General features: G+C 64.0%; 32 protein-coding genes. 19 read left to right on the top strand and 13 right to left on the bottom strand.

Annotated elements, in window-relative coordinates; translation table 11 throughout:
* The first annotated feature begins 6 nt into the window (after positions 1-6).
* From minD to ACVWZ4_RS31195, 3 genes are all read left to right on the top strand, one after another.
* Positions 7-822, top strand: coding sequence for a septum site-determining protein MinD (gene minD, locus ACVWZ4_RS31205; RefSeq protein ID WP_456741837.1), 816 nt, complete (start codon positions 7-9; stop codon positions 820-822).
* The gene (gene minE / locus ACVWZ4_RS31200; RefSeq protein WP_456703324.1) at positions 819-1,100 is read left to right on the top strand and encodes a cell division topological specificity factor MinE; all 282 of its coding nucleotides are present in this window, start codon (positions 819-821) and stop codon (positions 1,098-1,100) included. Before minD ends, minE begins: the two co-directional genes overlap by 4 nt.
* 193 nt (positions 1,101-1,293) lie before the next feature.
* On the top strand, positions 1,294-1,479 hold the full coding sequence (locus ACVWZ4_RS31195) for a hypothetical protein (RefSeq protein WP_456703325.1): 186 nt from the start codon (positions 1,294-1,296) through the stop codon (positions 1,477-1,479).
* 18 nt (positions 1,480-1,497) lie between these two features.
* Here the strand turns inward: ACVWZ4_RS31195 and ACVWZ4_RS31190 are convergent, their stop codons facing one another.
* The 4 genes from ACVWZ4_RS31190 to ACVWZ4_RS31175 form a co-directional block, all read right to left on the bottom strand.
* Positions 1,498-1,740, bottom strand: a complete 243-nt coding sequence (locus tag ACVWZ4_RS31190; RefSeq protein WP_456703326.1) for a hypothetical protein — start codon at positions 1,738-1,740, stop codon at positions 1,498-1,500.
* 105 nt (positions 1,741-1,845) lie between these two features.
* Complete coding sequence (locus ACVWZ4_RS31185; protein WP_456741836.1) at positions 1,846-2,238, bottom strand: hypothetical protein; 393 nt, start codon at positions 2,236-2,238, stop codon at positions 1,846-1,848.
* A 116-nt stretch (positions 2,239-2,354) separates the two neighbouring features.
* Positions 2,355-2,585 (bottom strand): DUF6894 family protein, encoded by a 231-nt coding sequence (locus tag ACVWZ4_RS31180; protein ID WP_456703328.1) that lies wholly within the window; start codon positions 2,583-2,585, stop codon positions 2,355-2,357.
* 383 nt (positions 2,586-2,968) lie between these two features.
* Complete coding sequence (locus ACVWZ4_RS31175) at positions 2,969-3,979, bottom strand: hypothetical protein (RefSeq protein WP_456741835.1); 1,011 nt, start codon at positions 3,977-3,979, stop codon at positions 2,969-2,971.
* 303 nt (positions 3,980-4,282) lie between these two features.
* On the opposite strand from ACVWZ4_RS31175, the gene ACVWZ4_RS31170 reads away from it, so the two are divergent.
* From ACVWZ4_RS31170 to ACVWZ4_RS31160, 3 genes are all read left to right on the top strand, one after another.
* Positions 4,283-4,900 carry a L,D-transpeptidase gene (locus tag ACVWZ4_RS31170; protein WP_456738164.1) on the top strand — a complete coding sequence of 206 codons (618 nt, stop codon included), beginning with the start codon at positions 4,283-4,285 and terminating at the stop codon, positions 4,898-4,900.
* A gap of 121 nt (positions 4,901-5,021) precedes the next feature.
* Positions 5,022-6,008 carry a hypothetical protein gene (locus ACVWZ4_RS31165; protein ID WP_456741834.1) on the top strand — a complete coding sequence of 329 codons (987 nt, stop codon included), beginning with the start codon at positions 5,022-5,024 and terminating at the stop codon, positions 6,006-6,008.
* Between the two features lie 17 nt (positions 6,009-6,025).
* Positions 6,026-6,196: a hypothetical protein gene (locus tag ACVWZ4_RS31160; protein ID WP_456741833.1), complete on the top strand. Its 171-nt coding sequence runs from the start codon at positions 6,026-6,028 to the stop codon at positions 6,194-6,196.
* A 79-nt stretch (positions 6,197-6,275) separates the two neighbouring features.
* Here ACVWZ4_RS31160 and ACVWZ4_RS31155 read toward each other — a convergent pair whose 3' ends face one another.
* Positions 6,276-6,710, bottom strand: a complete 435-nt coding sequence (locus ACVWZ4_RS31155; protein WP_456703332.1) for a COG4315 family predicted lipoprotein — start codon at positions 6,708-6,710, stop codon at positions 6,276-6,278.
* A 183-nt stretch (positions 6,711-6,893) separates the two neighbouring features.
* Complete coding sequence (locus tag ACVWZ4_RS31150) at positions 6,894-7,352, bottom strand: MarR family winged helix-turn-helix transcriptional regulator (RefSeq protein ID WP_456734985.1); 459 nt, start codon at positions 7,350-7,352, stop codon at positions 6,894-6,896.
* Positions 7,353-7,472: 120 nt separating this feature from the next.
* Between ACVWZ4_RS31150 and ACVWZ4_RS31145 the strand changes: the two genes are divergently transcribed.
* From ACVWZ4_RS31145 to ACVWZ4_RS31125, 5 genes are all read left to right on the top strand, one after another.
* Complete coding sequence (locus tag ACVWZ4_RS31145; RefSeq protein WP_456741832.1) at positions 7,473-9,386, top strand: FAD-binding monooxygenase; 1,914 nt, start codon at positions 7,473-7,475, stop codon at positions 9,384-9,386.
* A 139-nt stretch (positions 9,387-9,525) separates the two neighbouring features.
* Positions 9,526-10,491, top strand: coding sequence for an SH3 domain-containing protein (locus tag ACVWZ4_RS31140; RefSeq protein WP_456703335.1), 966 nt, complete (start codon positions 9,526-9,528; stop codon positions 10,489-10,491).
* Positions 10,492-10,653: 162 nt separating this feature from the next.
* Entirely contained in the window at positions 10,654-10,932 is a 279-nt protein-coding gene (locus ACVWZ4_RS31135; RefSeq protein ID WP_456703336.1) for a hypothetical protein, read from the top strand.
* 125 nt (positions 10,933-11,057) lie between these two features.
* A complete protein-coding gene (locus ACVWZ4_RS31130) occupies positions 11,058-11,339 on the top strand; it encodes a hypothetical protein (protein WP_456738535.1) in 282 nt (93 codons plus the stop codon).
* 85 nt (positions 11,340-11,424) lie between these two features.
* Positions 11,425-11,742, top strand: a complete 318-nt coding sequence (locus ACVWZ4_RS31125) for a hypothetical protein (protein WP_456705270.1) — start codon at positions 11,425-11,427, stop codon at positions 11,740-11,742.
* An 18-nt stretch (positions 11,743-11,760) separates the two neighbouring features.
* On the opposite strand, the gene ACVWZ4_RS31120 is transcribed toward ACVWZ4_RS31125, so the two are convergent.
* From ACVWZ4_RS31120 to ACVWZ4_RS31110, 3 genes are all read right to left on the bottom strand, one after another.
* A complete protein-coding gene (locus ACVWZ4_RS31120) occupies positions 11,761-12,000 on the bottom strand; it encodes a hypothetical protein (protein ID WP_456741831.1) in 240 nt (79 codons plus the stop codon).
* 40 nt (positions 12,001-12,040) lie between these two features.
* On the bottom strand, positions 12,041-12,385 hold the full coding sequence (locus tag ACVWZ4_RS31115) for a DMT family transporter (RefSeq protein WP_456703338.1): 345 nt from the start codon (positions 12,383-12,385) through the stop codon (positions 12,041-12,043).
* 205 nt (positions 12,386-12,590) lie between these two features.
* Positions 12,591-13,256, bottom strand: a complete 666-nt coding sequence (locus tag ACVWZ4_RS31110; protein ID WP_456741830.1) for an O-methyltransferase — start codon at positions 13,254-13,256, stop codon at positions 12,591-12,593.
* Positions 13,257-13,354: 98 nt separating this feature from the next.
* Here ACVWZ4_RS31110 and ACVWZ4_RS31105 point away from each other — a divergent pair, with 98 nt between their 5' ends.
* The gene (locus ACVWZ4_RS31105) at positions 13,355-13,999 is read left to right on the top strand and encodes a TetR family transcriptional regulator (protein ID WP_456741829.1); all 645 of its coding nucleotides are present in this window, start codon (positions 13,355-13,357) and stop codon (positions 13,997-13,999) included.
* Between the two features lie 84 nt (positions 14,000-14,083).
* Complete coding sequence (pdxY, locus tag ACVWZ4_RS31100; protein WP_456703341.1) at positions 14,084-14,896, top strand: pyridoxal kinase; 813 nt, start codon at positions 14,084-14,086, stop codon at positions 14,894-14,896.
* An 8-nt stretch (positions 14,897-14,904) separates the two neighbouring features.
* On the opposite strand, the gene ACVWZ4_RS31095 is transcribed toward pdxY, so the two are convergent.
* On the bottom strand, positions 14,905-16,242 hold the full coding sequence (locus ACVWZ4_RS31095; protein ID WP_456790433.1) for a hypothetical protein: 1,338 nt from the start codon (positions 16,240-16,242) through the stop codon (positions 14,905-14,907).
* 69 nt (positions 16,243-16,311) lie between these two features.
* On the opposite strand from ACVWZ4_RS31095, the gene ACVWZ4_RS31090 reads away from it, so the two are divergent.
* Together ACVWZ4_RS31090 and ACVWZ4_RS31085 are read left to right on the top strand one after the other, a co-directional pair.
* Positions 16,312-16,758 (top strand): hypothetical protein, encoded by a 447-nt coding sequence (locus tag ACVWZ4_RS31090; RefSeq protein ID WP_456734989.1) that lies wholly within the window; start codon positions 16,312-16,314, stop codon positions 16,756-16,758.
* Positions 16,712-16,858: a hypothetical protein gene (locus ACVWZ4_RS31085; protein WP_456703344.1), complete on the top strand. Its 147-nt coding sequence runs from the start codon at positions 16,712-16,714 to the stop codon at positions 16,856-16,858. The genes ACVWZ4_RS31090 and ACVWZ4_RS31085 overlap by 47 nt, the downstream gene beginning before the upstream one ends.
* Positions 16,859-16,899: 41 nt before the next feature.
* Here the strand turns inward: ACVWZ4_RS31085 and ACVWZ4_RS31080 are convergent, their stop codons facing one another.
* Together ACVWZ4_RS31080 and ACVWZ4_RS31075 are read right to left on the bottom strand one after the other, a co-directional pair.
* A complete protein-coding gene (locus tag ACVWZ4_RS31080) occupies positions 16,900-17,250 on the bottom strand; it encodes a zinc ribbon domain-containing protein YjdM (RefSeq protein WP_456703345.1) in 351 nt (116 codons plus the stop codon).
* Between the two features lie 79 nt (positions 17,251-17,329).
* Complete coding sequence (locus ACVWZ4_RS31075; protein ID WP_456741827.1) at positions 17,330-18,163, bottom strand: PhzF family phenazine biosynthesis protein; 834 nt, start codon at positions 18,161-18,163, stop codon at positions 17,330-17,332.
* A 197-nt stretch (positions 18,164-18,360) separates the two neighbouring features.
* On the opposite strand from ACVWZ4_RS31075, the gene ACVWZ4_RS31070 reads away from it, so the two are divergent.
* From ACVWZ4_RS31070 to ACVWZ4_RS31060, 3 genes are all read left to right on the top strand, one after another.
* On the top strand, positions 18,361-18,636 hold the full coding sequence (locus ACVWZ4_RS31070; RefSeq protein ID WP_456741826.1) for a hypothetical protein: 276 nt from the start codon (positions 18,361-18,363) through the stop codon (positions 18,634-18,636).
* Between the two features lie 25 nt (positions 18,637-18,661).
* Entirely contained in the window at positions 18,662-19,339 is a 678-nt protein-coding gene (locus ACVWZ4_RS31065; RefSeq protein ID WP_456734991.1) for a cell envelope biogenesis protein TolA, read from the top strand.
* A gap of 153 nt (positions 19,340-19,492) precedes the next feature.
* On the top strand, positions 19,493-20,002 hold the full coding sequence (locus tag ACVWZ4_RS31060) for a GDSL-type esterase/lipase family protein (protein WP_456741825.1): 510 nt from the start codon (positions 19,493-19,495) through the stop codon (positions 20,000-20,002).
* 22 nt (positions 20,003-20,024) lie between these two features.
* Here ACVWZ4_RS31060 and ACVWZ4_RS31055 read toward each other — a convergent pair whose 3' ends face one another.
* A complete protein-coding gene (locus tag ACVWZ4_RS31055; RefSeq protein ID WP_456741824.1) occupies positions 20,025-20,684 on the bottom strand; it encodes a helix-turn-helix domain-containing protein in 660 nt (219 codons plus the stop codon).
* Positions 20,685-21,178: 494 nt separating this feature from the next.
* Between ACVWZ4_RS31055 and ACVWZ4_RS31050 the strand changes: the two genes are divergently transcribed.
* A complete protein-coding gene (locus tag ACVWZ4_RS31050) occupies positions 21,179-21,595 on the top strand; it encodes a hypothetical protein (RefSeq protein WP_456741823.1) in 417 nt (138 codons plus the stop codon).
* Positions 21,596-21,843 lie beyond the last annotated feature (248 nt).

Here is a 21,843-nt window from a genome sequence, read left to right as displayed (position 1 = left end):
TTTGAGATGGCCAAGGTACTGGTCGTAACATCAGGAAAGGGCGGCGTCGGCAAGACCACGACGACTGCCGCGCTGGGCGCTGCGCTGGCGCAACGCGGCGACAAGGTCGTCGTCGTCGATTTCGACGTCGGCTTGCGCAACCTCGACCTCGTGATGGGCGCCGAACGCCGCGTGGTGTTCGATCTCATCAACGTGGTGCAGGGCGTGGCCAAGCTGCCGCAGGCGCTGATCCGCGACAAGCGGCTGGAGAATTTGTGGCTGCTGCCGGCCTCGCAAACCCGCGACAAGGACGCGCTGACGGAAGAGGGCGTCGGCAAGGTCATCGCCGACCTGCGCAGCAGGTTCGACTGGGTGATCTGCGACAGCCCGGCGGGGATCGAGCGCGGCGCCTCCATGGCCATGCGCTTTGCGGACGAGGCCGTGATCGTCACCAATCCGGAAGTGTCCTCGGTGCGCGACTCCGACCGCATCATCGGCATGCTCGATTCCAAGACCGTGCGGGCCGAGAAGGGCGAGCGGGTCGCAAAGCACATTCTCATCACCCGCTACGATCCCTCGCGCGCCGCGCGCGGCGAGATGCTGACCATCGACGACATCCTGGAGATCCTCGCAACGCCCTTGCTCGGCATCATCCCCGAGAGCCAGGACGTGCTGAAGGCCTCCAATGTCGGCACGCCGGTGACGCTCTCGAACGCGGATGGCCCGCCCGCGCGGGCCTATATCGACGCGGCGCGGCGGCTGTGCGGCGACACCGTGCCGATGCAGGTGCCGACCGAGCGCAAGGGCTTCATGGATCGCCTGCTGCGACGGAGGGCTGCATGAGCATGGGTCTGCTCCGGCTTCTCCGCGGCACCAAGGCGTCCGCACCCGTCGCTCGCGAACGGTTGCAGATCCTGTTGGCCCATGAACGCGGCATGCGCGGCCAGCCCGATCTGCTCGGCGTGCTGCGTGAGGAAATTCTCGCCGTCGTGTCCAGGCACGTGACGCTGGATCCGACCAAGGTGATCGTGCGGCTCGAGCGCGGCGACGAGGTCTCGACGCTCGAGGTGGACATCGAGGTGCCCAACGATTTCGAGCGCAAGAAAGCGGCGGTCGCGTAGGGGACACGGCCGAAGTTTTTGGGGTGGTGAAAAGGCGGTCCGCCGGGCATGGCGGGCCGCCTTCATCGTTTGGGCGGTTCAAGAATCCGGGGGGCGATGTGATCGGCGAGGTGCGGAACGGGAGCTGCCATGAAATCGTTGTGAGATATCCGCGGGCCGGGGCTCCGCGGTTCCGCCAGACGGGAGAGCGCCCATGATGTCCGAGCTCCAGGTTCACACTGTCGCGCGGCAGATGCTGGAACAACATGGTTTTGCCGCGATCGCAAAGGCTGCCGAACAGGCGCAGGCCTGCGAAGGGCGCGGCGACGCCGATGAAGCCAAGGAATGGCGTCACATCGCGGACGCCATGAAGATCATGCGCGGACCGGCCCACAGTTAGGCGTGGTCGCCACCCGGTTTAGCGCTCGCCCTGATCGGCGCCTGGCGTAGCCGGCTTGTGCTGCGTCTGCGGCTGCGTGCGCTCGCCGGTCTCCTTGCAGGGGAGCTGCTCCCAGGAACCGTCGGCGGCCTGCTGGTAGGCGCTGCAGGACGAGGAGGCCGTCTTGTCCTCGCCCTTCTGGGCATTCTTCGCCAGCGCTGGCGCTGCCACCACGGCGCTCGCCGTGAGCGCGCCGGCGAAGACGAGATGAGTGATCCGCATGGGGTTCTCCCGTTTGAAAACGCCCCGCATGCTGGCCAGGAATGTGACGATTATGGGCCGGGACGGTAGTTCCGGCGCGGCGTGCTTAACGACGGGGAAAAGTGCCTAGCCGCCCTTGCTGCGGATCAGGCCGGCGAGGCTGGTCTTCTGTTTCTCGCACCAATTGCCCATGCCGAGCCGGCGCTGGTCGAGATCGGTCATCTGGGTTGCCACGGCCACCTCGGCCATGAGGTCGTCGGGCTGCTTCTCGCCCATCTTGCCCCCGGTGTGCATCCAGGCAATCGCCTTGCGCACCTGCTCGGTGGTGCCGTCGGGGAGCTGCATCTGTTGCGCCTTCTGCACCAGATCCTCGTAAGCGACGTCGGTGTTCGGACATTCGACCTTGGCGGCGAAGGCCTGCAACACCATCGTCACATAGTTCGAGCGCGTGTGGTCATCAGCCGCCTGGGCGGGAGCTGCGATCAGCAACGGGCCTGCCATCAGCAAGGGGTATCGCATCCCGGGTCCTCCTCATTTTTTGGGGAGGCTAGCGTCCAGGGGGTAGCTCTGCAATGGCTGCGGGGCCTGATGTCGCGGACGAACTGTTCGAGCCGTGTCGATGCGCGAAGCGCGTCCTACCGCCGCCAGGAAGGAACGGGATCGAGTGGCGTGCGATAGACCTCGTTGTGATCGCGGTCGGTGACCCGCACCGCGCAACCCGTCCGCTGCAGCTCAGGCTTCACCTGTGACAGCTCGCTGGCCAATTGCACCGCGCGATCGGAGGCGACCTCGATGTCTTCGAGAATGATCCCGCCCTGGTTCTTGAACTCTTCACCAACCACGAGATCGAAGGAATAGTAAGGCATTCGAATTCTCCGGTGTGACGACCGAGATTCTCAAATGAAGCCTTCCATGGAAGTCTTCGAAACATGCTGGATCATAACACTGAGTCGACATCTAGCCGATGAACATACCGCGTAATCTCTGCGTTTATGGCGCAGAAATCATGTGCACTGTTCGCATGCATTAAGATTTAATTAAATATATCGGCGTGATCATAGGGCATGGAATTGCAGCAGAACCGGGCTCCGGGAACCGGCAGCTGCAAGAGAAGGCCGGCGGCATAGATCCCGACGGCCTTTTCTCTTGGCGCAAGCAACACAGCACCGTAGTTGCACGGACTCACATCATCGCATCGAGTCGGACAGTTTGCGCTTTCTCATCGTGACGCGAGTCTCCCGGTGCAGCTCTAGTGCACCGGCATGGGCGGACGCACGACAGGTCCGTCATCATCGGCGACCGCTTGCGTCGTGATCGGCGGCGGCGTCGCAATGGCCTGTGATGGCGGCGGCGCTGAAGGCGCCACCGGCGCGGGCGCATAAGAGGGCATATAGGTGTGCGACACGACCGGCTTCGGCTTGCGAAGCGGTGGCGCCGCAGCCCGCGGCGGAATTCCAGGCACGCGCGCGGCTGGATTGGCCGGTGGTCGCGCCTCGGCAACCGGCTTTGGGGCCGCCTTCGCCATCTCGCGGGCCATCTGCTCCTGACCGGCCTTTAGTTCGGAGATGTTGGCCTTGAGCTGCTCGATCTGCTGCGCCATCGCGGCGATGTCGCGCGTCATCGCTTCAACTGATGGCGCGGTGTCGGGCTGGGTTGCTGCAGCTGCGGGCGCGGCAGCGACACTCTCTGCTGTGGGCGCCGGCGCAGACTGATCGGCAGGTCGATCCTGGGCGGCGGGCCGCGCGGGGTCCGCGGCTGCGACCGTTGCTGTCGGCGATCTCGCTGGCAGCAGCGATGCAAGGGACGGTGTCCACTCGGCGAGCAGCTGTTTCGCGGTATCGCCATGCCTCTCCCAGGCGATGGCAGCGGCCGCGCTGCCGCCTGCAAACAGGACCGTGAGCAACGCACCGCGCAACCATTTGCCGCCGGCCGATCGCCTCGCTCGGCCGTGACCGTCATACGCCGTCATGCGGACGGCTGTGTCGACCGAGGGCGCCGCCGCTTGTGGCTCCGGCGCGTGCGTCATCTTCGGCTCAAGATTGATTCTGGGCTCCGACGCGAACTTCGGATCTATCTTCATGTCTATCGTGGGCTCATGACGGGCCGTGAACTCAGGTGCAAGCGTCGGCCCAGCGCTGCTCGCGCGCGAGGCCAGCACCATGTCGGGCGAAATCTGCACGGCATCGTGTGGATCGTTGTCCTTGATCGTGTCCTTCACAATCTCATCGACAATTTCGCGGCTGTTCAACGTCGCGAGCATCGCAGCTCCTTTGACCCCTTGGTCGTTCGCATTGGCGCGAGCCGATCTGTTGTGTGAGCTCATCCCGAGCCCGTGGCGCCACGAGTCCAGCCGCGTTTGACCAAAGCAAGGCGAGGCGATGGAGACACTGGGGCCGTCTTCCGTTAGATGTGGTGATGGAACCAGCCGTGCCGGACACGGCTACGTGTCCGCACCGCCTTGTTTTCAGCACGATTTGGGCAGCAACTCTGCAATTGCTGGGGTTGCTATCCGCTATGGGGGCCGGCGGTGCCAAGATTCTCGATCGCTATTCCCGCTGTTGCCATGCTTGCGCTCGGTGGATGCATGCAGGCGACGCTGTCGCCGTCGACGGACGCGAGCATGACGCCGCGAGACCGGCAATTGCTGGCGAATGCGCCTTACGCCCAGGCGAACGTGCCCGAACAATATCTCCGTCACATCGTCGATTATCCGCGCAAGGAGTTGCCCGGGACGATCCTCGTCGATACCGATGCTCGCTATCTCTATTACGTTCTGCCCGACGGCAAGGCGATCCGCTACGGGGTCGCGGTCGGCGAGGAGGCGATGGCGTTCTCGGGCGTCGCGCGCGTCGGCCGCTTGGCAGAGTGGCCGGACTGGGTGCCAACCCCGGAAATCCAGGCGCGGCTCGGACCATATCCGGCGCGGGTTGCCGGTGGCCCCGCCAATCCGCTGGGCGCGCGTGGCATCTATCTCTATGTCGGCAACAAGGACACGCTCTATCGCATCCACGGCACCAACCAACCTGAATATATCGGCCAGGCGATTTCGTCCGGTTGCATCCGAATGCGCAACGAGGACGTGATCGACCTGTTCGATCGGGTGAAGCTGAACGCGACCGTCGTGGTGCTGCCACCACGACAAAGCGCGCAAATCGGGCCGGGCCCCAGCTGGCGCGGGTGAGCATGCGTGGGCGCCATGGAGGCGGGGTGCCTGCTGGTAATTTTGCGCACAATTTTAGGCATTGTCTTGCCCGGGACGTAACGCTTCGCCTCTAGCGTGCAGCGAGCAAGGGGCCGCTCGCATGTATCTCGTCAAGACTTCGCCGCGCGCGCTGTTCGCTGCGCTGATTCCGCTGGCCATCGTCGAAGCCGTTCTGATGGTCTTCGCCATCGCGGGTGGCCAGGTCACCGATCCCGAAGGCGTGCCGGCGCCGGACGTGATCCTGATGTTCTATGGCGGCCGCATGGCCATCAACGCGGCTTTCCTGTTCGCCGGGCACATCGTGCTGCGGCAGTGGACGAAATCGAGCCGGTTCGCGTATGGGCTGATGGGCGGTGTCATGGCAGCAGCGAGTTACGGCATCGCGATCCGCAATCACATCCAGCTCGCTGCGCCCGGCGACGGCACGGTGGTCACGTTCGGCTTGCCGCCGACGATTGCGGGGATGATTGGCGGATTCCTCTATGGTCAGTTCGCCGGGCTCAGCGCGGTTGCGCGCGCAGCCGGCTCGTCTCCAGCGGCCAGGCCGGCAGAAACACCGCCGCCGTTGGTCTTCGACGGACCGGTCCGCGTGCGCACCTCGGTGGCGGGCATCGCGATCGCGGCGCTGATGCCGGCGGTGCTCGCGACGCTGCTGCCTTACACCTTGTTGCCGCTGTTGATGAACGGCTTTGCGGACAAGAGCACCGCGCACATTTTCGCGGCGGTGATCCCGGCGCAGACTTTCCTGGCGATGCTGGTGATCTCGGTCATTCCTGCAACCATCTTCATGCTTTGCTTACACCACGTCGCCCGCGCAATGGGGCGCCGTAGCGCGTGGGAATATGCGGCGATCGGAGGCGCTGCGGCGTTCGTCTGCGCGCTGCTGCTCGCGTTCATGGCGCCGCTCCTCGCCGTGCTGACGGTTCCGGCCGCATTCTGCGGCGCCGTCATGGGCGCGCTCTATCGCCGCTTCGCTGGCCTCGAGCCGGTGCCGCTGCCCGAACCCGTCATCGCAACCGATCCCGAAGCGCTGGTCGGCGCCGATCATCCGTCGCGGCACCAGCACGGCGTCATCCTCAGCAACTGAACACATGGAATGGACAGATGAAAAGCCTCGCAGCGCTTGGTGCGGGCATGGTGATGGCGGCAATCGCCGCGCTCTGGTTTGCGACGGGGCCGGTGGTGGTGACGGCAGAAGTCAGGCCGCTGAAGGTGAATCCTGATTTGCCGGTGTTCAAGCCAGTTCCGTCAAGCTTGGACGGACGCGCGAGGTGAATGACACCTCAATCGATTCCGCGTCCCATGCCAGGCTCAAGAGTCCGCCGAGCGGCGGTGGGCGCGCGCCATTCGCGTCCTAATTGTCGGGCTGCGCGATCCGCCATTGCAGCGTCGTGGCGTTGCCGTTGGCATCGCCCGGCGCCTTGTCGGCCGACGAGGTGTAGAGCGGACGATAGCGATACGCCCACATCTTGCTGCCGTCGTCGCGGTTGATCACGGTGAAGTCGCCGATGGCTTTGGCTTCGGCTGTGGCGGCGAGCGGCACCCAGCTTTCGGTACACTTGCCGTTGCAGGTCGACGTCTTGCCGGTGGTGTCACGCTCGTAATAATAAAGCGTCATCCCGCGGGGATCGACGAGCTTGGGACCCTGCTTGGTCAGGACCACCTTCGCCGGTGCCGTCGTGGCCTCCGGTTTCGGCGCAGGAGCGGCTTCGCCGCCGCCATGCCCATTCGCGAGCGCATGGCCGGCAGACAGCGCGATGATTGTGGCCGCAATGACGAACCTGAACATCTCCAACTCCAAGCCGGAAAAGTTAATCGGTGTTAAGCGCAGAATTGAGGACGACCGTAACAGCTGAAGGTTAGTTCCTGGTTTCGCAGCGCTGCGACAAATACGTACAAAAATACGGGGTACGGCCTTCTATTTGATGCATTGCCTCGATGCGAACCGGCATCCAGTTCGCCCGAAATCGACTTACATCTCGCGCAACGGCGCGCGGCTGAGCTCGTTGCCCGCGGCGATGGCCTTTTGCAAGAGCCGCATCAGCTCTTCGGCTTCCTTGTCGCTGAGGCCGCGCAGCATGATCTGCTGGGCGGATTCGACGGCCGGTGTGATCCTGCGCAGCGTGCGGCGGCCCTCGTCAGTGATCTCGAGCTCGCGGGCGCGTCGGTCGCGGCGCGAAGCGCGGCGCTCAACGAGGCCTTTTTGCACCAGGCGATCCACCACGCCGGTGATGGTGGTACGGTCAAAGGCGATCAATCCTGCGAGCGTGACCTGGTCCAGTCCTGGATTGGCCTTGATGGTCGCGAGCGCCGCGTATTGCACCGGCGTGAGGTCGAAGCCGGCCTGGCCAACCTCGGCCAGGAATACGGCGACGGCGATCTGTTGGAATCGGCGCGCCAGATGTCCCGGCATGTCGTTGTTGTCTTTCACCAAAATCTCCTTGGGGCAGGGGCGGTGCACGAACCTTGACAAGTATGCTGATAATCAGCATACTGACTAATATCCAACGAGACGTCAACGGGAAACGAGACGACAACGGGAGAGGTGCCGATGCAATTCCATCTCAATGGATTCCAGCCGGGCGACCCTGAGATCGCCGATCCCGCAGAGCGCGTTCAAGGCGCGGGCGCTGCGGGGGCAGTGCCTGACGAGGTTGACGTTCTCATCGTCGGCTGCGGGCCTGCGGGCCTGACGCTCGCGGCTCAGCTCGCGCAATTCGGCGACATCAAGACCTGCATCGTCGAGCAGAAGCCTGGCCGGCTCTCGGTCGGCCAGGCCGATGGCATCGCCTGCCGAACCATGGAGATGTTTCATGCCTACGGCTTCAGCGAGCGCGTCCTGAAGGAAGCCTATTGGGTGAACGAGACGACGTTCTGGAAGCCGGACGAACGGGCGCCGGACAAGATCGTTCGCAGCGGCCGGGTGCAGGACGTCGAGGACGGGCTGTCGGAATTCCCGCACGTCATCCTCAACCAGGCGCGCATCCATGACGGCTTTCTCGACGTGATGCGCAAATCGCCCGCAAAGCTCGAGCCCTATTACGGGAGGCGTCTGCTGGATCTAGAGGTCGATCCGGCCGCCGGGCCAGCCGATCATGCGGTGACCGTCCGGCTCGAACGCGCCGATGAGGGCAAGATCGAGACCGTCAAGGCGCGCTACGTCGTCGGTTGCGACGGCGCGCGCAGTACGGTGCGCAAATCGATCGGCCGCGAGCTGCATGGCGATTCCGCCAACCACGCCTGGGGCGTGATGGACGTGCTGGCGGTGACCGACTTTCCTGATATCCGCTTCAAGGCGCTGATCCAGTCGGCCAGGGACGGCAGCCTGCTCATCATTCCGCGCGAAGGCGGCTACATGGTTCGGCTCTATGTCGAGCTGGCAAAACTCGATGTCGGTGAGCGCGTCGCCAACCGCAACATCACCGCCGATGACGTGATAGCAAAAGCGCAGCGGATCCTGAGGCCGCATACGCTCGATGTGAAGGAGATCGCCTGGTGGTCGGTCTACGAAATCGGCCAGCGCCTGACCGACAAGTTCGACGATGTGCCGGAAGCCGAGATCGCGACGCGCCACCCGCGCATTTTCATCGCCGGCGATGCCTGCCATACCCACAGCCCCAAGGCAGGGCAGGGAATGAACGTCTCGATGCAGGATGCCTTCAATCTCGGCTGGAAGCTCGCCGCCGTTCTCCGCAAGCAGTGTGCGCCGGGCCTGCTGCATTCCTATTCGGCCGAGCGGCAGGCCGTGGCGAAGGAACTGATCGATTTCGATCGCGAATGGGCGGGGATTCTCGCTTCGGCAGCGAAAACGGGTGGCGCTGATGCCGCCAAGACCCAGGATTACTTCGTCAGGCACGGCCGCTACACCGCGGGCACGGCGACGCAGTACACTCCGTCGATCCTCACGGGCGCGGGATCGCATCAGCATCTCGCGCGTGGCCTCGCCATCGGCAAGCGATTTCATTCGGCGCCCGTCATTCGGCTTGGCGATGCCAAGCCTGTCCATCTTGGCCACGTGGGGAAGGCCGATGGCCGCTTCCGCATTTATGCGTTTGCCGGTGCGGAAGATCCGACAGCGGCTGGCTCCGCCATTCGCTCGCTGTGCAATTTCCTCCTCGAAGCCAAGGGTTCACCGCTGAAACGATATACGCCTGAAGGTGCCGACATCGATTCCGTGATCGATCTGCGTGCGGTGTTTCAACAGGACCATCGCGAGCTTGCGATCGAGGCGATGCCAGCCCTGCTGTTGCCGCGCAAAGGTCGGTACGGCTTGCTCGACTACGAAAAAATGTTCTGTCCGGACCTCAAGGGCGGTCATGACGTCTTCACGATGCGGGGCATCGACCGGAAGACGGGCTGCTTGGTCGTTGTGCGGCCGGATCAATACGTCGCGCAGGTGTTGCCGTTCGACGATTTTGCTGCGCTCGCAGCATATTTTGACGGCTTCATGCTGCAGGTCAGCTGACACTTTGCCGTGCCGATGAATGGCGGATGAATATTGAACTGCGCACGCCGCGCATCTCAATCTTTCGGCTGATCCGGCGCTTGCGCACGGAACGCTTTATTCCGCTTGCGCGTTCCGCCTCTCAGAGGAGGACTTCGCCATGAGATTGAGAACCGCTTTAGTTGCCGCATTGCTGCTCGCGCCGACCGCCGCAATGGCCGCGCCTGGCATCGTCACCGTCTCGACCGGCCTGCGCGCCGGCCCGGGTGCGGGCTTTCCCCTGGTCGATCGCGTCCCCGAGGGCGCCCGCGTCAACATTCATGGCTGCCTGCGTGGTGATGCCTGGTGCGACGTGAGCTTCTCCGACGATCGCGGCTGGGTATCGTCGCAATATCTCGAATATCTCTACCGCAATCACTACGTCTACCTGCCCGACTATGCCGACGAGATCGACGTGCCCGTCGTTCCCTTCGTGCTGAGTTCGTACTGGTCGAGCTACTACGAGGGCCGTCCATGGTATCGGCGCCACGCCTACTGGAATAACTACTGGAACTCGCATGAGCGCTTCGCGACGCGGATGACGATCGATCCGAACGCCGCTCGTATCGGGCGTGCGGCGACGCGTGACGCGGCGGTCGCGCTGGGCCGCGAAGGCGTCCACGGCAACGGCAACGTCAACGGCGCCGCGATCTCGGGGCGTGATGCCGCGACGGTACGGCGTGACGCAGCCATCACGAAGCGCGACGCTGCAGCGACGGCCGACCGGGCCAGCGCCGGACGCAGCGAGCACCTTGCGCATGAGCGAACGGCCGTGCAGGGACGCAATCCCCGTGATGCGCAGGCGCGTATGATGCACGAGCCGACCGCTGCCCGGGCCGCAGTGCGTGCGCAGCCGATGGCGCGTGCACATGAAGCGCCGCACATGTCGGCTGCGCCGGCGGCCCGGCCCGCGATGTCGCATATGGCTCAGCCGAATGTCAGTCATGGTGCGCCGATGAGTGCCCATGCGCAGATGCCGGCACCGCATGCGGCTGCACCTGCCGCGCCGCATCCCGGCGGCGGTGGTGGCGCTCCGCACATCAACGCCGCCCCGCATGGTGGAGGCGGCGGTCACGAGAAGCACTAGCATTCCTGAAAAGCCCGGCCTTCGTGCCGGGCTTTTTGCTGGCCCGGGTTCCGTGCGCGTACAATTTAAGAAAGTTCTTCGCGGGCAGATTTCAAGGATCGTAACATGTATACTCAAAGGTGTAAGCATCCACTCGGGGCAGCGGGGCTACGGGAGGATGAGATGAGACAGAGCCAGGCGGACTCGCGCCGCCAAAATGTCGCGAAGCGCTCGATGACCAGAGAGGTCAAGCAACTGGCCGGCCTGATCGCCGGCTTGCGTAAATCCCTCGACGGCATCCACAAGGAGCGGGCGAGCACCAAGCTTTCCGGCGCCGAGATGGGGCTGCTCGACGAGCGCCGCAATAATTTATTGCTTACCATTGCTGCCCTGGACGACCGTCTGTCCGCAGTGCAGGGATTGATTGACCTCGGCCGCCCACACCCCATCCGCGTTCACTGACGGATCGCGGGCATTATCGGCTTCGTGCGGCGGCGACGGACCGGGCTCGGCTGGCTGCGCTGCGCGGCATAGCGCATAGCAGGCAGATTGACCTCTCTCGCTCGACGGAACCTTGCAGGTGCACAATGCTGCCGTTGATGGCACCAAATTGCCACGCTCCCGGCGAATTGCCGCCAAAGCCCGCTGCCACCACAGGAGGGGCGCAGGGCAGCGCAAGGGGATGCGATTTGGCCTACAAGATGGTCGCAGAACGCGACAATGAGAAGTACAGTTTTGCCCGCGAGAGCCGGTTGCTCATCGTGGCGAAGGCGAAGGTTTGGGCGAGCGAAGGATGGCGGGTCGTCATCACCGATCAAGACGGCAAGGCCTACGCGCCCGCGGAATTCGATCAGTTGCTGGCTGCGTGATCGCAGGACGGCTTAGGGGACGACATTGAAACCGCTATTTCGACCGGGGCGCGAGGTCATCGCGCCTCTGGTGATTCTCGGGGCCATGGCGGCAGCGAGCGTCGTGCTGTCGGTGCCGCTTGCCTCAGCGCAAAATCTCGACGCGGGCAAATCGCCTGAAAAGCTCTTCGCCGACGGTTGCATGGCCTGCCATCGCAGCCCGCGAGGGCTTGCGAAGGGGCGCTACAGCCTGACGCTGTCCTGGTTCCTCCAGGACCATTACTCGGCCGGCCCCGACACGGCCAAGGCACTCGCAGCCTATCTGGTGTCGGTCGATACGCCAGCTCCCGCGGCTGCGGCGAAGCCCGGCACAAAGTCGTCCCGATCCAAGCCGCATCCGCCCAAACCTGTGCAGGGGCAATAGCCAGGGATCCGGACCTGGTTAGGCGCGCCGATAGGTCCGTTCGATCAGGCGGTCGTGCACGGCGCGCAAATCGGCGTTGATCCGCGCTTGTCCGGTCGTGACGAAGGACAGCCAGGCGCCATCGGCGGCGAGACGCACGATCTGAAGCTCTGGCGCAGCGTCCGTGGCGCGATGCCGCCTCAGGCGTGCTTTCATCCAGTGCTTCCAGAGCCGCCGTAGCGACGGATCGGCGACGAGCACCATGCTCAGCGTCGCCATGATGTGGCGAAGCCGAAGGCTTTTCCGGTGAACACCGCGTTCAATGCGCCGTCGTCTGCGAGAACAGGTTGATGACGACGACTCCCGAGACGATCAGGGCGATGCCGACGAAGGCCGCGGCATCCAGCATCTGACGGAACATCACGAAGGCGACGGCGGCTGTCAGGATAATGCCGACCCCGCCCCAGATCGCATAGGCGATGCTCAAGGGAATCACCCGGATCGCCACCGACAGTGCGTAGAACGAGGCGACATAGAACAGCACCATCGCCAGCGTCGGCCAGGGCCGTGTGAACTGCGCGGATTGCTGCAGCAAGGCGGACGCCGTCACCTCGAACAGGATGGCGAGGGCAAGCGCTGCATAGGAGGTGAGGGCGGACGTCATGGCGGTCTCGACAGTGGGTGCGAAGGATACCGCTCGGTAGGAGGTTGAGCACGCGCGACACGGCTTTCGTCGGGAGAAGGTATTGCGTGCGAGTGACGAGCCTGCGACAGGTCGGAACCTGTGGTGCGATGAGGGTGCGAACGCCGAGCCACCGCGCGATGAATCACGCGATGGCCCCGAGTGTCACACAGCTTTCGATGCGGTCCTAATTGATCCGCACGGAAAGTTCGACGTCCTCTGCGAAGGGCGTGGACATGTAGCCGCTGTCAGATGCGCGCACGCGCGCCAGATAGTCCGGGCTGAAGTCGGCGTTGTCGGCGACGATGATCGCGCCGGGGTTCAGGCGGTCTTCGACAAGATCGAGGATCTCAGGGTAGAGCGCCTTGGCGCCATCGAGCAACACGAGATCGATCCGTTCGGGCAGATCGGCGCTCAATGTCTTCAGCGCATCGCCTTCGCGGATCTCGACGAGATCGATCAGCCCGCCGGCCGAGAGGTTCTCGCGCGCCCGCGCCGCCTTGGACGGTTCGAACTCGCTGGTGATGAGCCGGCCGCCGCCATTGTCGCGCAAGCCTGCCGCCAAATGCAGCGTCGAGATGCCGAACGAGGTGCCGAACTCGACGATCGCCCTCGCTCGGGAGCTGCGCGCCAGCATGTAGAGCAGCTGAGCGGTCTCGCGCGAGACCGCCAGCGGTGCGTCCTTCAGATGTGCGTAGAGGTCGCGGTAATCGGTCTTGCTTCGCATCATCCTTGCGCGGTCGGCGTCGCTCAAATCGGCGAACGCGGCTTGCGCTGCGCCCTCTGCGGCTTCGGCCTGGCTGAACAGGCGATCGAGCAGCGGCGCAAGCGATGTGATCGTTGGGGTGGCCATTGGGTGTCTCCAGAGTTGGTGGCGCAGCGGGTGCTTGCGTACGAACTGAAATACGATTAATTCGTCGCATTTCCTATTCGCATTCCCCAGGGCGTCCGATGGCCGACCGTCGAAGTCGTTCGGTTTCCTCACGAAAACAGCCGCAGCAGGCCCGCTCCAATGAGCTGGTGGCGGCCATTCTGGATGCCGCTATTCAGGTCCTGGCAAAGGAGGGCGCGCAGCGTTTCACCACTGCGCGCGTGGCTGAGCGGGCCGGGGTGAGCGTTGGCTCGCTCTACCAATATTTTCCGAACAAGGCGGCCATCCTGTTTCGTCTGCAAAGCGACGAGTGGCGGAGCACGAGCGAGCTCCTGCGCGGCATTCTCGCTGACCGTACGAAGCCGCCACCGGAGCGACTCCGCGCGCTGGTCCACGCCTTCATACGCTCCGAATGCGACGAGGCCGCGATCCGTGGTGCGCTCAGCGATGCCGCACCGCTTTATCGTGATGCACCCGAGGCGCACGAGGCGCGCGCAGCGGGCGAGGGCGTGGTTGCGGTCTTCATGCTGGAGGCGCTGCCAAAAGCCATGGAGGCGACACGCGAGCTCGCCGGGGAGCTGATCAAGAGGACGCTGGGCGAGGTCGGAAAGCGGTTCTCCGAGACGCCACGCAGCGAGGCGGACATCAGGCGTTACGCCGACGGGATGGCCGACATGTTCTGCGCCTATCTCGATGAGCTTGCGCGACGCGAACGTCATTCCTGACATCCGCGTTTGCTGCCCAATAGCGTTGGGGCGGGCCGAGCTCTACGCTTGCGCCGGGGCGCGATTGCTTTTAGGGACCTCTGCATGCTCGTCATCTCCATTCAAAGCCAGGTGGTCCACGGCCATGTCGGTAACAGCGCTGCGGCCTACGCCATGCAGGCGGAGGGCGTGAACGTCGCCGCCGTACCAACGACGCTGCTGTCGAACCACCCGCGTTATCCGACCCTGCGCGGGCGCGTGCTCGATGCCGAGCTGGTCGCCGATCTGCTGAGGGGTGTCGAGGAGCGGGACCTCGTCGATGAGGCCGCGGTGCTTGTCACCGGCTATGTCGGCTCGCCCGACAATGCTGTCGTCGTCGCCGACTTCGTCGAACGCGCGCTGTCGCGAAACGCGAAGCTCGTCTATCTCTGCGACCCCGTCATCGGGGATGACGGCCGCGTCTATGTCGCCGACGGCATTTTGGACGTGCTGCGGCATCGCCTGTTGCCTTCAGCGCATTTGGTCACGCCGAACCAGTTCGAGCTGGAGTTGCTCTCTGGCGCCAAGATCGCCGACACGGATGCCTTGCGGACGGCAGCTGCTGCGCTTGCGGGACACCGCCGGATCGACGTTGTCGCCACCGGCTGCACACTCCTCGACACTCCGGCAGGACAGGTGGAGACGATTTTGTGCGCCGACGGGCAATTGTCGCGTTTTGCGACCCCGCGCGTGCCGATCAGCCCCTATGGCACCGGTGATCTCCTCACCGGCCTGATTGCGGCGCACCTCGCCAAGGGCATGGCGATCGAGGCGTCGGTGCGGCTCGCGGTCGAGACGATCTTCGCTGTGCTCCTTCGCACCCAGCAGTCGGGATCGGCCGAGATGCGTCTCGTGCCGTTGCCGACGTCAGGTCCATAAGACCAGGATCACGTCGTGCGTTTCCTTCCGGCTGACTGTGCCGACTTCTGCGATTTTGCCGCGCTCTTCTGCTCGCGTGCGGCCTGGGCCTTCGGCGGCTTGGCGCTCGCCACAGTTCGCGCTTTTTTCGATTTGGTATTGGCGGCTTCCTTGCGGTCGGTCGCAACGCCGCGCTTGGAGATGTATTCCGCACCGTCGATCGGACCCACATGCGGCGGATCGCGACCGAGATAGGGCCGGCCGATGCCGAGCGCCTTGGCGTTGGCATCGACCCATTTCCACAACACTTCCGTTGAGGCCCAGCGTTGCGCGCGGTTGTTGCCCTGGGTGCTGACGATGTCGGCCGCCATGCCGTGGCCATAACCGCCGCGGAGACTGCCGCCGTGATAGGAGCGGTTGGAGGCCGCCTTCAGGCCGCTTGCAATCTCCTGGCGGTAGTCGTCGCGAAACGCGCTGGTGATGCCCGGCGACAGGCCGGCGGCTTCCGCTGCGAGCAGCATGTGAAACAGCTTCTGCTTGAAGCTCTTGTCCATGCCGCCGATCACGTAGTCCATCAGCGGCATATTGGCGTGTGCGGCCGCCTTCGGATCTTTCCAGGAAAAATCCTCGTCGACGAGTTTCGTGAAGCTGCGCATCACCGTGACCGTCCTGCCCTTGCGCCTGATGGTGACGGCGCGGCGGTCTTCGACCTTGATCGAATCTTCCTTTGGCGTGCGCTGATAGAGCGCCCAGAGATAGCGGTCGATGCAGGCATCCATGGCGAAGCATTCGTCGAGCACGGCCACGGTATCTGCGGGCGGCGGCTTGCTTTCGGGCACAGGCCCGCTTGCGATCGCGGCGGGCGACAGCGCGTCTTGCGGCACGACGTCGCCGGGATCGGCGGAGGCGAGGTTGATGGGCGGCGCCTGGGCAGGTTCAGCCGCGGCTTCGCTTGCGACGGGCACAGGTTCAGCGGCTTCGCTCGTGACAGCAGGCGCAGGTTCGGGCGCGATCTGAGGGGGCGTTGGGCCCGCAGGCACGATGTCGGTAGGATCGGCCGAGGCGATCTGGACGGTGGGGGCGGGCGCTTCGGGCCGTGACGCTTCAACTGTCGCCACAACCGGCGTCGTGGCCGCTGCGGCCGCGATATCGGCGGTCAGCGCGATGCCATCGTCGATCGTCGCAGCGCGCGGGATATCGGCGAGCTCAAGGCGGCTGAGATCTTTGGCGCGGGAAACGGCGGCTGCATCGGCGCCGCCATTCTCGATCAGCGCAGGGGCATAGGCGGAGAACGAGAGCGCCAGCCAGCCGACCATCACGGCCGAGGGGCACGAGACCGCCACAAGAAGAGACCGCCGATCATTCATGATCCCCGCCTCCAAAGTTCGCCAACGAACCCGATTGCACAGCCAAGTACGCGGCGGGTCAATTGTTCGGTGGACGACGTGGCGGTGCAATGGTGCAAATGCCCCAAAACCGGGTTTTTCAAGCCGGTGTTGCTGGAATGCAACTACTGGTTCCCGCTCCAATGGGGGGCAACGTCGGCGCGGCAGCGGGCAATCGCGCTGGCGACCATTGAAATCATCGATGCGCTCGGCACCAAGCTTGTCGCGAAGCTGCAATCACTTGCCAGTGCGTTGGATTACACACCACCAGTGTCGCGCATCGATGCGCGGGATGAGAATGGTCAGCAAGAAAACCCGCGGTCACGCGCGACTTGTGTACCGGCGTTCGCAACGAGTGTGATCTCTTTAATAGTTGTTTTGCAGATCGCGGCGCTTGATGCGGGCGCCGCATATTGGCGGCCAAGAAATCTTTTTCATAATGGAGTTCGTCATGCCTGTTGCGCAAAAAGCTGTTGTCGCCGCCACGTCGCTGCGTGAGTTCGTCATCCGTCACCTCGCGCTGTTTGCAGCCGCCGCGCTGTTCGTATTCGTGCTGAGCCTGACCTATGGGCTCGATCTCAGCCCCGGCTTCTTCTGAGCGTCGCGGCCGGCCTCAGCCGCCGGCCCGCGTCGCTCGCCTCACGCCTTCTTCACGAATTCCGACTTCAGGTTCATCGCGCCGATGCCGTCGATCTTGCAGGCGATGTTGTGGCCGTCCGTCGCGTCCTGCAGGCGGATGTTGCGGACCTTGGTCCCGCCTTTCACGACCGACGAGGAGCCCTTGACCTTGAGGTCCTTCATCACGATGACGCTGTCGCCATCGCTGAGCACATTGCCATGGGCGTCGCGCACGCCGGCATCCGCGGGCGCCTCCGCGGTGCTGCCGGCCGTGGAGCTCCATTCATGGCCGCACTCCGGGCAGATCCAGAGATCGCGGTCCTGATAGGCGTGCTCCGACTGGCAGGCGGGGCATTTGGTGGCGTCGCTCATGATGGGTCGTGTCTCGCAGCTGTCCTTGCGCTGCGCACCGTAGGGGCGAAGCCGCGCAATGCAAGGAAAACCAGGGCTATTACGCGTCCATGAACCGTGCCGTGCCCGATACCAGGATCGAGCTACCCTTGGCGGCGCCGATCGCGGCACCGATCAGCGAGCGCGCGCCCATGTCTTCGCCCTGGACGATGTCGATGGCGCCGCCATGCGGCCAGCCGATGTCGCGCAAATAGCCTGCGAACGCGGCGGCGGCCGCACCCGTGGCGGGATCCTCGACCACCCCGCCGGCGGCAAAGGCATTGCGCACATGGAACAGGCGCGGTGTCCCCAGCGTCACCAGGGCGATGGTGACGAGGCCCGCTTGCTGCATCAGCGCGCGGCCGCGATCGAAATCATAGCTCATGCGCGCGAGCGCGTCGCGCGATTTCAGCGCCAGCATGACATGATCGGCCCCGCCGTGAATTCTCGCGGGCGGGAGGCGGGGATCGAGATCGGAGGCCGCATAGCCGAACAGGTCGAGCAACGCATCCTGCAAGCCGGCATCGAGCGGCGCGCTGCGCGTCGGCGGCGATTGCAGAGCGGCCGCGATGGTGTCGCGGTCGCGCCGTCCCGATACGGAAATGACCGCATCGTTCAGATGCAGCCCAAAGCTGCGATCGCCGTAGCGGTGCGCCAGAGCCGCACCGAGCGCGATGGTGGCGTGGCCGCAGAACGGCACCTCCATGGCCGGCGAAAAATAACGCACGCGCCAGGCCTCGCCTGCGGGCGCGGCAAAGGCGGTCTCGGAAAAGCCGACCTCAGCCGCGAGGGCCTGCATCGCCGACGCATCGGGCAAGGCGTCGCCGATCCAGACGCCGGCGGGATTGCCGCCGATGTTGCCGTCGGAGAAGGCGGCGATGCGGAGAACTGTCATGAGGTCATCCTGATGTGACGGCGGCTTCGCAGGGCGGCAGAGCGCAAGCGAAACCAATCGTTCGGCGGGCTGTTGATGGGTTTCGCGTGCACTCAACCTATCCTACAACAGCGCGGATCGTCCGAGGAAGTTGAAGCTGAATTTGCTTGCCTTGCCGGGCGTCCTCCCGCACTCTTTCCCGCGAAGGAGATCAACGCATGAAGATCATGACTGTCGCCTGTGCGCTTGGAACCGCCCTGGTGCTGCTGGGGTCATCAGGTGCTGATGCGAGGGCGCGGAGGGCTGTCGTCGTTCACGCTCCACAGGAACGGCTCATCGTCACGGCGCCCGTGCTGAGGCCGACGCCGTGGGATTACAACGTCGTTCCGCGCTATCGTTATCGCCCCGAAGACGATCGCGTCGATCCTTACGGCCCGCCGCTGGTGCCGTCCTATATTCGTTACGAGGGATGGCGCTGGCCCTATTGGTGGTAGGGAGCGCTCAGCCGCACAAGGCGACATGGCAAGAAAGCCATCAAGAAAGCTGAAGACCTACCGGACCTCGCTCGGCTTCTACGACCAGGCGGTCGCCGCACCTTCGATGAAGGCGGCGCTGGACGCCTGGGGCGCCAAGTCCAACCTGTTTCATCAGGGCATCGCCAAGGAGACCGACGACCCCGACATCGTCGCCGCGACCATGGCGGCCCCCGGTGTCGTGCTCAGGCGGGCGGTAGGATCGGACGGCCCGTTCAGCGAGCACGCCGCATTGCCGACCGATCTCGCCGGCGACGAGGACAAGCCGAAATCCAGGTCTAAAGTTAAGTCTAAATCCAAGTCTAAATCCAAGTCTAAATCCAAGAAGCGCCCGATCAAGAGTCCGGCCAAGGATGCGGCGAAGTCCGGGACCGACGATCGACAGGCGCGAGCGGCCGCTGCGGCGTTTGCCAGGGAAGAGCAGCGACGCGAAAGCGCGCGCCGCAAGGAAGAGTCCGCCCGCGCCAAGGCGCGCGCGCGCCGGGACAAGGCGCTCGCTTCCGCGCAGGCGGCGCTGGACCAAGCAAGGCAGGACCACCAGGCCCGGGCTGAGGCGATCGAGGCCGAGCGCGCTGCGCTGGATGAACGGGCCGCGTCGGAACACGGCCGTTGGGACAAGCAGCGGATCAAGCTCGAGCAGGCGGTTCGTCGCGCGCGCGAGTAGGCGCGCGGTTTGAGCGCTCCTGTCCTTTCGTCGTAGCTTCGCGCGACCTCCGGGATGTTGCCAAACGCGGGGCGATGGCGAACATTGCTTGCCGATCTCGACTGGGCATTTGTCCAGCCCCGATCGAAACGATCCAAATGGGGGGAGCTGGCAATGAAACGTTTGAGCTTGCGAATTTTCGTCCTTGCCGTTGCGACGTTGGTTGTTGCCGCGGTCCATCCCGCATCCGCGCAGATCGTGGCTCTCGGCCACAGCGCCGTTCACGGCAACGTCTCGGAGTCCGAGATGTGGCCGGCCGTGTTGGAGGGATTGCTGCGCGCGAGAGGCTCCCAGGTTCACGTCACCAATGCCGGCGTCTGGGGCGAGACCACCGATGCGACGCTGGCGCGTACGCCGAGTGCCGTCCCAGATGGGACCAGGCTCGTCCTCCTCTGCGACAACCCGGCCAATGACGTCAGGCACAATATGAGCCCGGTCAGGGCCATGCAGAACATCGCCGCCATCAAGGGCCAGTTGAAGGCACGGGGCATCCGGGTCATCGACGTCTGGGGGACCTACATGTCGATCTGGCGGCAGCCGGGCAACGTCGGCCCCGACGGCCGTCATCTGAGCGTCGAGGGCAACAAGAAGATGGCCGCGGCGGTGGTGGGGTTGGTGAGATAGGCCTTCGCGGAGACGGCGTGCCTTAGCCCTTTCGGATCAGCCGCCAGCGGCCCGGCGTGGCACCAACGGCCGCCGCGAAAGATCTCGTGAAGTGGCTCTGATCGGCGAAGCCGCATTTGATCGCGATTTCGGTCAGGGAGAGCGTCGAGTTGAGCAGTAGGGCCTTGCTTTCCTCGATGCGTTGATTCATCAGCCATCGGTGCGGCGGTGCCCCAACGCTAATTCTGAACGCGCGAGCAAAGTGGGCTGCTGACAAGCCGCATTCGCCGGCGATCTGGGCCAAAGAGATTTCGCCACCCAGATTCGTGCGGATGAGTGCCTTCGCGGTCCGAAGCTGCCATGGCGCCAAGCCGCTGCGGAAAGAGCGCTTGCCGGGTCTGCTGATCGCATATTTGCGCAGGAAATGGGTATTGAGAGCCATCGAAATATAACCGACGAACAGCTCGTTTGCCTCTTGAGGTCTCTGCAATGCCGGCAGCAGGCAGCGCCCCAAATGTGCCACCACGGGATCGGAAATATTCGTGCCGGCTACGACGTCATATTGCAGGCGCCCAAGCTCAAGCTCGGCCCCCAGCTTACTCAGTCCATTGTGCGGCACATGGAGGTACAGGAAGTCGAATGGATCATGAAAGTGAATGATCGTTTCGCATCGTAGATCGTAGATGGTCGTCTCGTCTTTCAAGGCGCCCTTGCGTATGTGCCGGCCGTCGACCCGCTCTGATGCTGTAGCCGAATGCAAAGCCCAAAGGCCTCGTCGGGGGTGGATGGCAATGTCGGCTCACCGACCGGCCCGGAATACGTTATCCAGACGGCGGCAAACGCGGCTTTCTCGAACGATCTGACAGTTCCCGAGTTCGGCTGCCGGAGCATGGGAAATAGCTTCGCAAAGCGATCTCCATAGCGGCTGGCGTTGGTCACGCTCCGCTCCCGATGCGCCTACAGAGCCGATTGGTACAATCTGCGACCGGCCATGCCGCCGCAGCATTTCCTCGCAGGCGCGATTTGTTCAACCTTGGTTCAAGATGTTCAAGCGCAACCGGGCCGATCCGCTTAGAATTCGGCAATACGCCGATTACCTCGGCAGCATTGATGTATTTCAAAGTAATTAAATTGTAGGCGCCGGTGCGGACCAACCTAAGCTTCCTGGAAGCGCTCGTGCGCGCGGCTCGCTCTCGCTTGGCCATGTTGCTGGACCGACTTACTGAATTGCAGGCCGGGACAAGCGCCCCGAGCGGCGGGAATTCTCGTGACTTCAATCCAGGCGACCGCGGGTATGTTCTGGCTGGTGCAGCCGAGGATTTGACCGCCATTGTCACGGTGATGGACCGGATGGTCGGCGAGCTGCTGTTGGAGTCGACGCGATCTCCGGCATCTGGCGGACATTTGTCCAGCAACGTCCTCAACGTCAACTTTCGACAACGGCGATTGCCGGGCGGGCGAAAGCAAAGCAATCCGTCGCCCGCCGCTGCCGATGAAACCGTGAGGCGGACGACATGCTTGATGATTTCGTTGCTGGAGGTCGTAACCGCATTGGAAGAAGCGGTTGCGCAATTGCATCCGCTGAATGCCGCAGAAAGGGCGGACAATCGATAGCAACCGCTGCGTTGGTGCCAAGGCCGCGCCAGTCTTACATGCGCGTTCGGTCGGGCGCGCATGTCGGGGCGGGTATGCGAGCGCCGCCCGCGTGGCTGTCGCTCAGCGGAGATGGACGTCATTCGCCCGTCACCTATGCTCTCTCCAAGGTTGCACCATGCGAGGCGATCGGGCCCGCGCAAGCGACATGTTGCCCTATAACGATAGATAAAATATTTTTTACGATCGGTAAAGACGTTTTACAAGCA

It is taken from the genome of Bradyrhizobium sp. USDA 4472 (assembly GCF_054058595.1).
Note: the sequence above shows the minus strand (reverse complement) of the source record. Positions and strands in the feature narration are given on the sequence as shown.

Coding starts and splice junctions, on each gene's coding strand:
- minD (WP_456741837.1), top strand. CDS start 7: ATGGCCAAGGTACTGGTCGTAACATCAGGAAAGGGCGGCGTCGGCAAG.
- minE (WP_456703324.1), top strand. CDS start 819: ATGAGCATGGGTCTGCTCCGGCTTCTCCGCGGCACCAAGGCGTCCGCA.
- ACVWZ4_RS31195 (WP_456703325.1), top strand. CDS start 1,294: ATGATGTCCGAGCTCCAGGTTCACACTGTCGCGCGGCAGATGCTGGAA.
- ACVWZ4_RS31190 (WP_456703326.1), bottom strand. CDS start 1,740: ATGCGGATCACTCATCTCGTCTTCGCCGGCGCGCTCACGGCGAGCGCC.
- ACVWZ4_RS31185 (WP_456741836.1), bottom strand. CDS start 2,238: ATGCGATACCCCTTGCTGATGGCAGGCCCGTTGCTGATCGCAGCTCCC.
- ACVWZ4_RS31180 (WP_456703328.1), bottom strand. CDS start 2,585: ATGCCTTACTATTCCTTCGATCTCGTGGTTGGTGAAGAGTTCAAGAAC.
- ACVWZ4_RS31175 (WP_456741835.1), bottom strand. CDS start 3,979: ATGCTCGCGACGTTGAACAGCCGCGAAATTGTCGATGAGATTGTGAAG.
- ACVWZ4_RS31170 (WP_456738164.1), top strand. CDS start 4,283: ATGCTTGCGCTCGGTGGATGCATGCAGGCGACGCTGTCGCCGTCGACG.
- ACVWZ4_RS31165 (WP_456741834.1), top strand. CDS start 5,022: ATGTATCTCGTCAAGACTTCGCCGCGCGCGCTGTTCGCTGCGCTGATT.
- ACVWZ4_RS31160 (WP_456741833.1), top strand. CDS start 6,026: ATGAAAAGCCTCGCAGCGCTTGGTGCGGGCATGGTGATGGCGGCAATC.
- ACVWZ4_RS31155 (WP_456703332.1), bottom strand. CDS start 6,710: ATGTTCAGGTTCGTCATTGCGGCCACAATCATCGCGCTGTCTGCCGGC.
- ACVWZ4_RS31145 (WP_456741832.1), top strand. CDS start 7,473: ATGCAATTCCATCTCAATGGATTCCAGCCGGGCGACCCTGAGATCGCC.
- ACVWZ4_RS31140 (WP_456703335.1), top strand. CDS start 9,526: ATGAGATTGAGAACCGCTTTAGTTGCCGCATTGCTGCTCGCGCCGACC.
- ACVWZ4_RS31135 (WP_456703336.1), top strand. CDS start 10,654: ATGAGACAGAGCCAGGCGGACTCGCGCCGCCAAAATGTCGCGAAGCGC.
- ACVWZ4_RS31130 (WP_456738535.1), top strand. CDS start 11,058: ATGCTGCCGTTGATGGCACCAAATTGCCACGCTCCCGGCGAATTGCCG.
- ACVWZ4_RS31125 (WP_456705270.1), top strand. CDS start 11,425: ATGGCGGCAGCGAGCGTCGTGCTGTCGGTGCCGCTTGCCTCAGCGCAA.
- ACVWZ4_RS31120 (WP_456741831.1), bottom strand. CDS start 12,000: ATGGCGACGCTGAGCATGGTGCTCGTCGCCGATCCGTCGCTACGGCGG.
- ACVWZ4_RS31115 (WP_456703338.1), bottom strand. CDS start 12,385: ATGACGTCCGCCCTCACCTCCTATGCAGCGCTTGCCCTCGCCATCCTG.
- ACVWZ4_RS31110 (WP_456741830.1), bottom strand. CDS start 13,256: ATGGCCACCCCAACGATCACATCGCTTGCGCCGCTGCTCGATCGCCTG.
- ACVWZ4_RS31105 (WP_456741829.1), top strand. CDS start 13,355: ATGGCCGACCGTCGAAGTCGTTCGGTTTCCTCACGAAAACAGCCGCAG.
- pdxY (WP_456703341.1), top strand. CDS start 14,084: ATGCTCGTCATCTCCATTCAAAGCCAGGTGGTCCACGGCCATGTCGGT.
- ACVWZ4_RS31095 (WP_456790433.1), bottom strand. CDS start 16,242: ATGAATGATCGGCGGTCTCTTCTTGTGGCGGTCTCGTGCCCCTCGGCC.
- ACVWZ4_RS31085 (WP_456703344.1), top strand. CDS start 16,712: ATGCCTGTTGCGCAAAAAGCTGTTGTCGCCGCCACGTCGCTGCGTGAG.
- ACVWZ4_RS31080 (WP_456703345.1), bottom strand. CDS start 17,250: ATGAGCGACGCCACCAAATGCCCCGCCTGCCAGTCGGAGCACGCCTAT.
- ACVWZ4_RS31075 (WP_456741827.1), bottom strand. CDS start 18,163: ATGACAGTTCTCCGCATCGCCGCCTTCTCCGACGGCAACATCGGCGGC.
- ACVWZ4_RS31070 (WP_456741826.1), top strand. CDS start 18,361: ATGAAGATCATGACTGTCGCCTGTGCGCTTGGAACCGCCCTGGTGCTG.
- ACVWZ4_RS31065 (WP_456734991.1), top strand. CDS start 18,662: ATGGCAAGAAAGCCATCAAGAAAGCTGAAGACCTACCGGACCTCGCTC.
- ACVWZ4_RS31060 (WP_456741825.1), top strand. CDS start 19,493: ATGAAACGTTTGAGCTTGCGAATTTTCGTCCTTGCCGTTGCGACGTTG.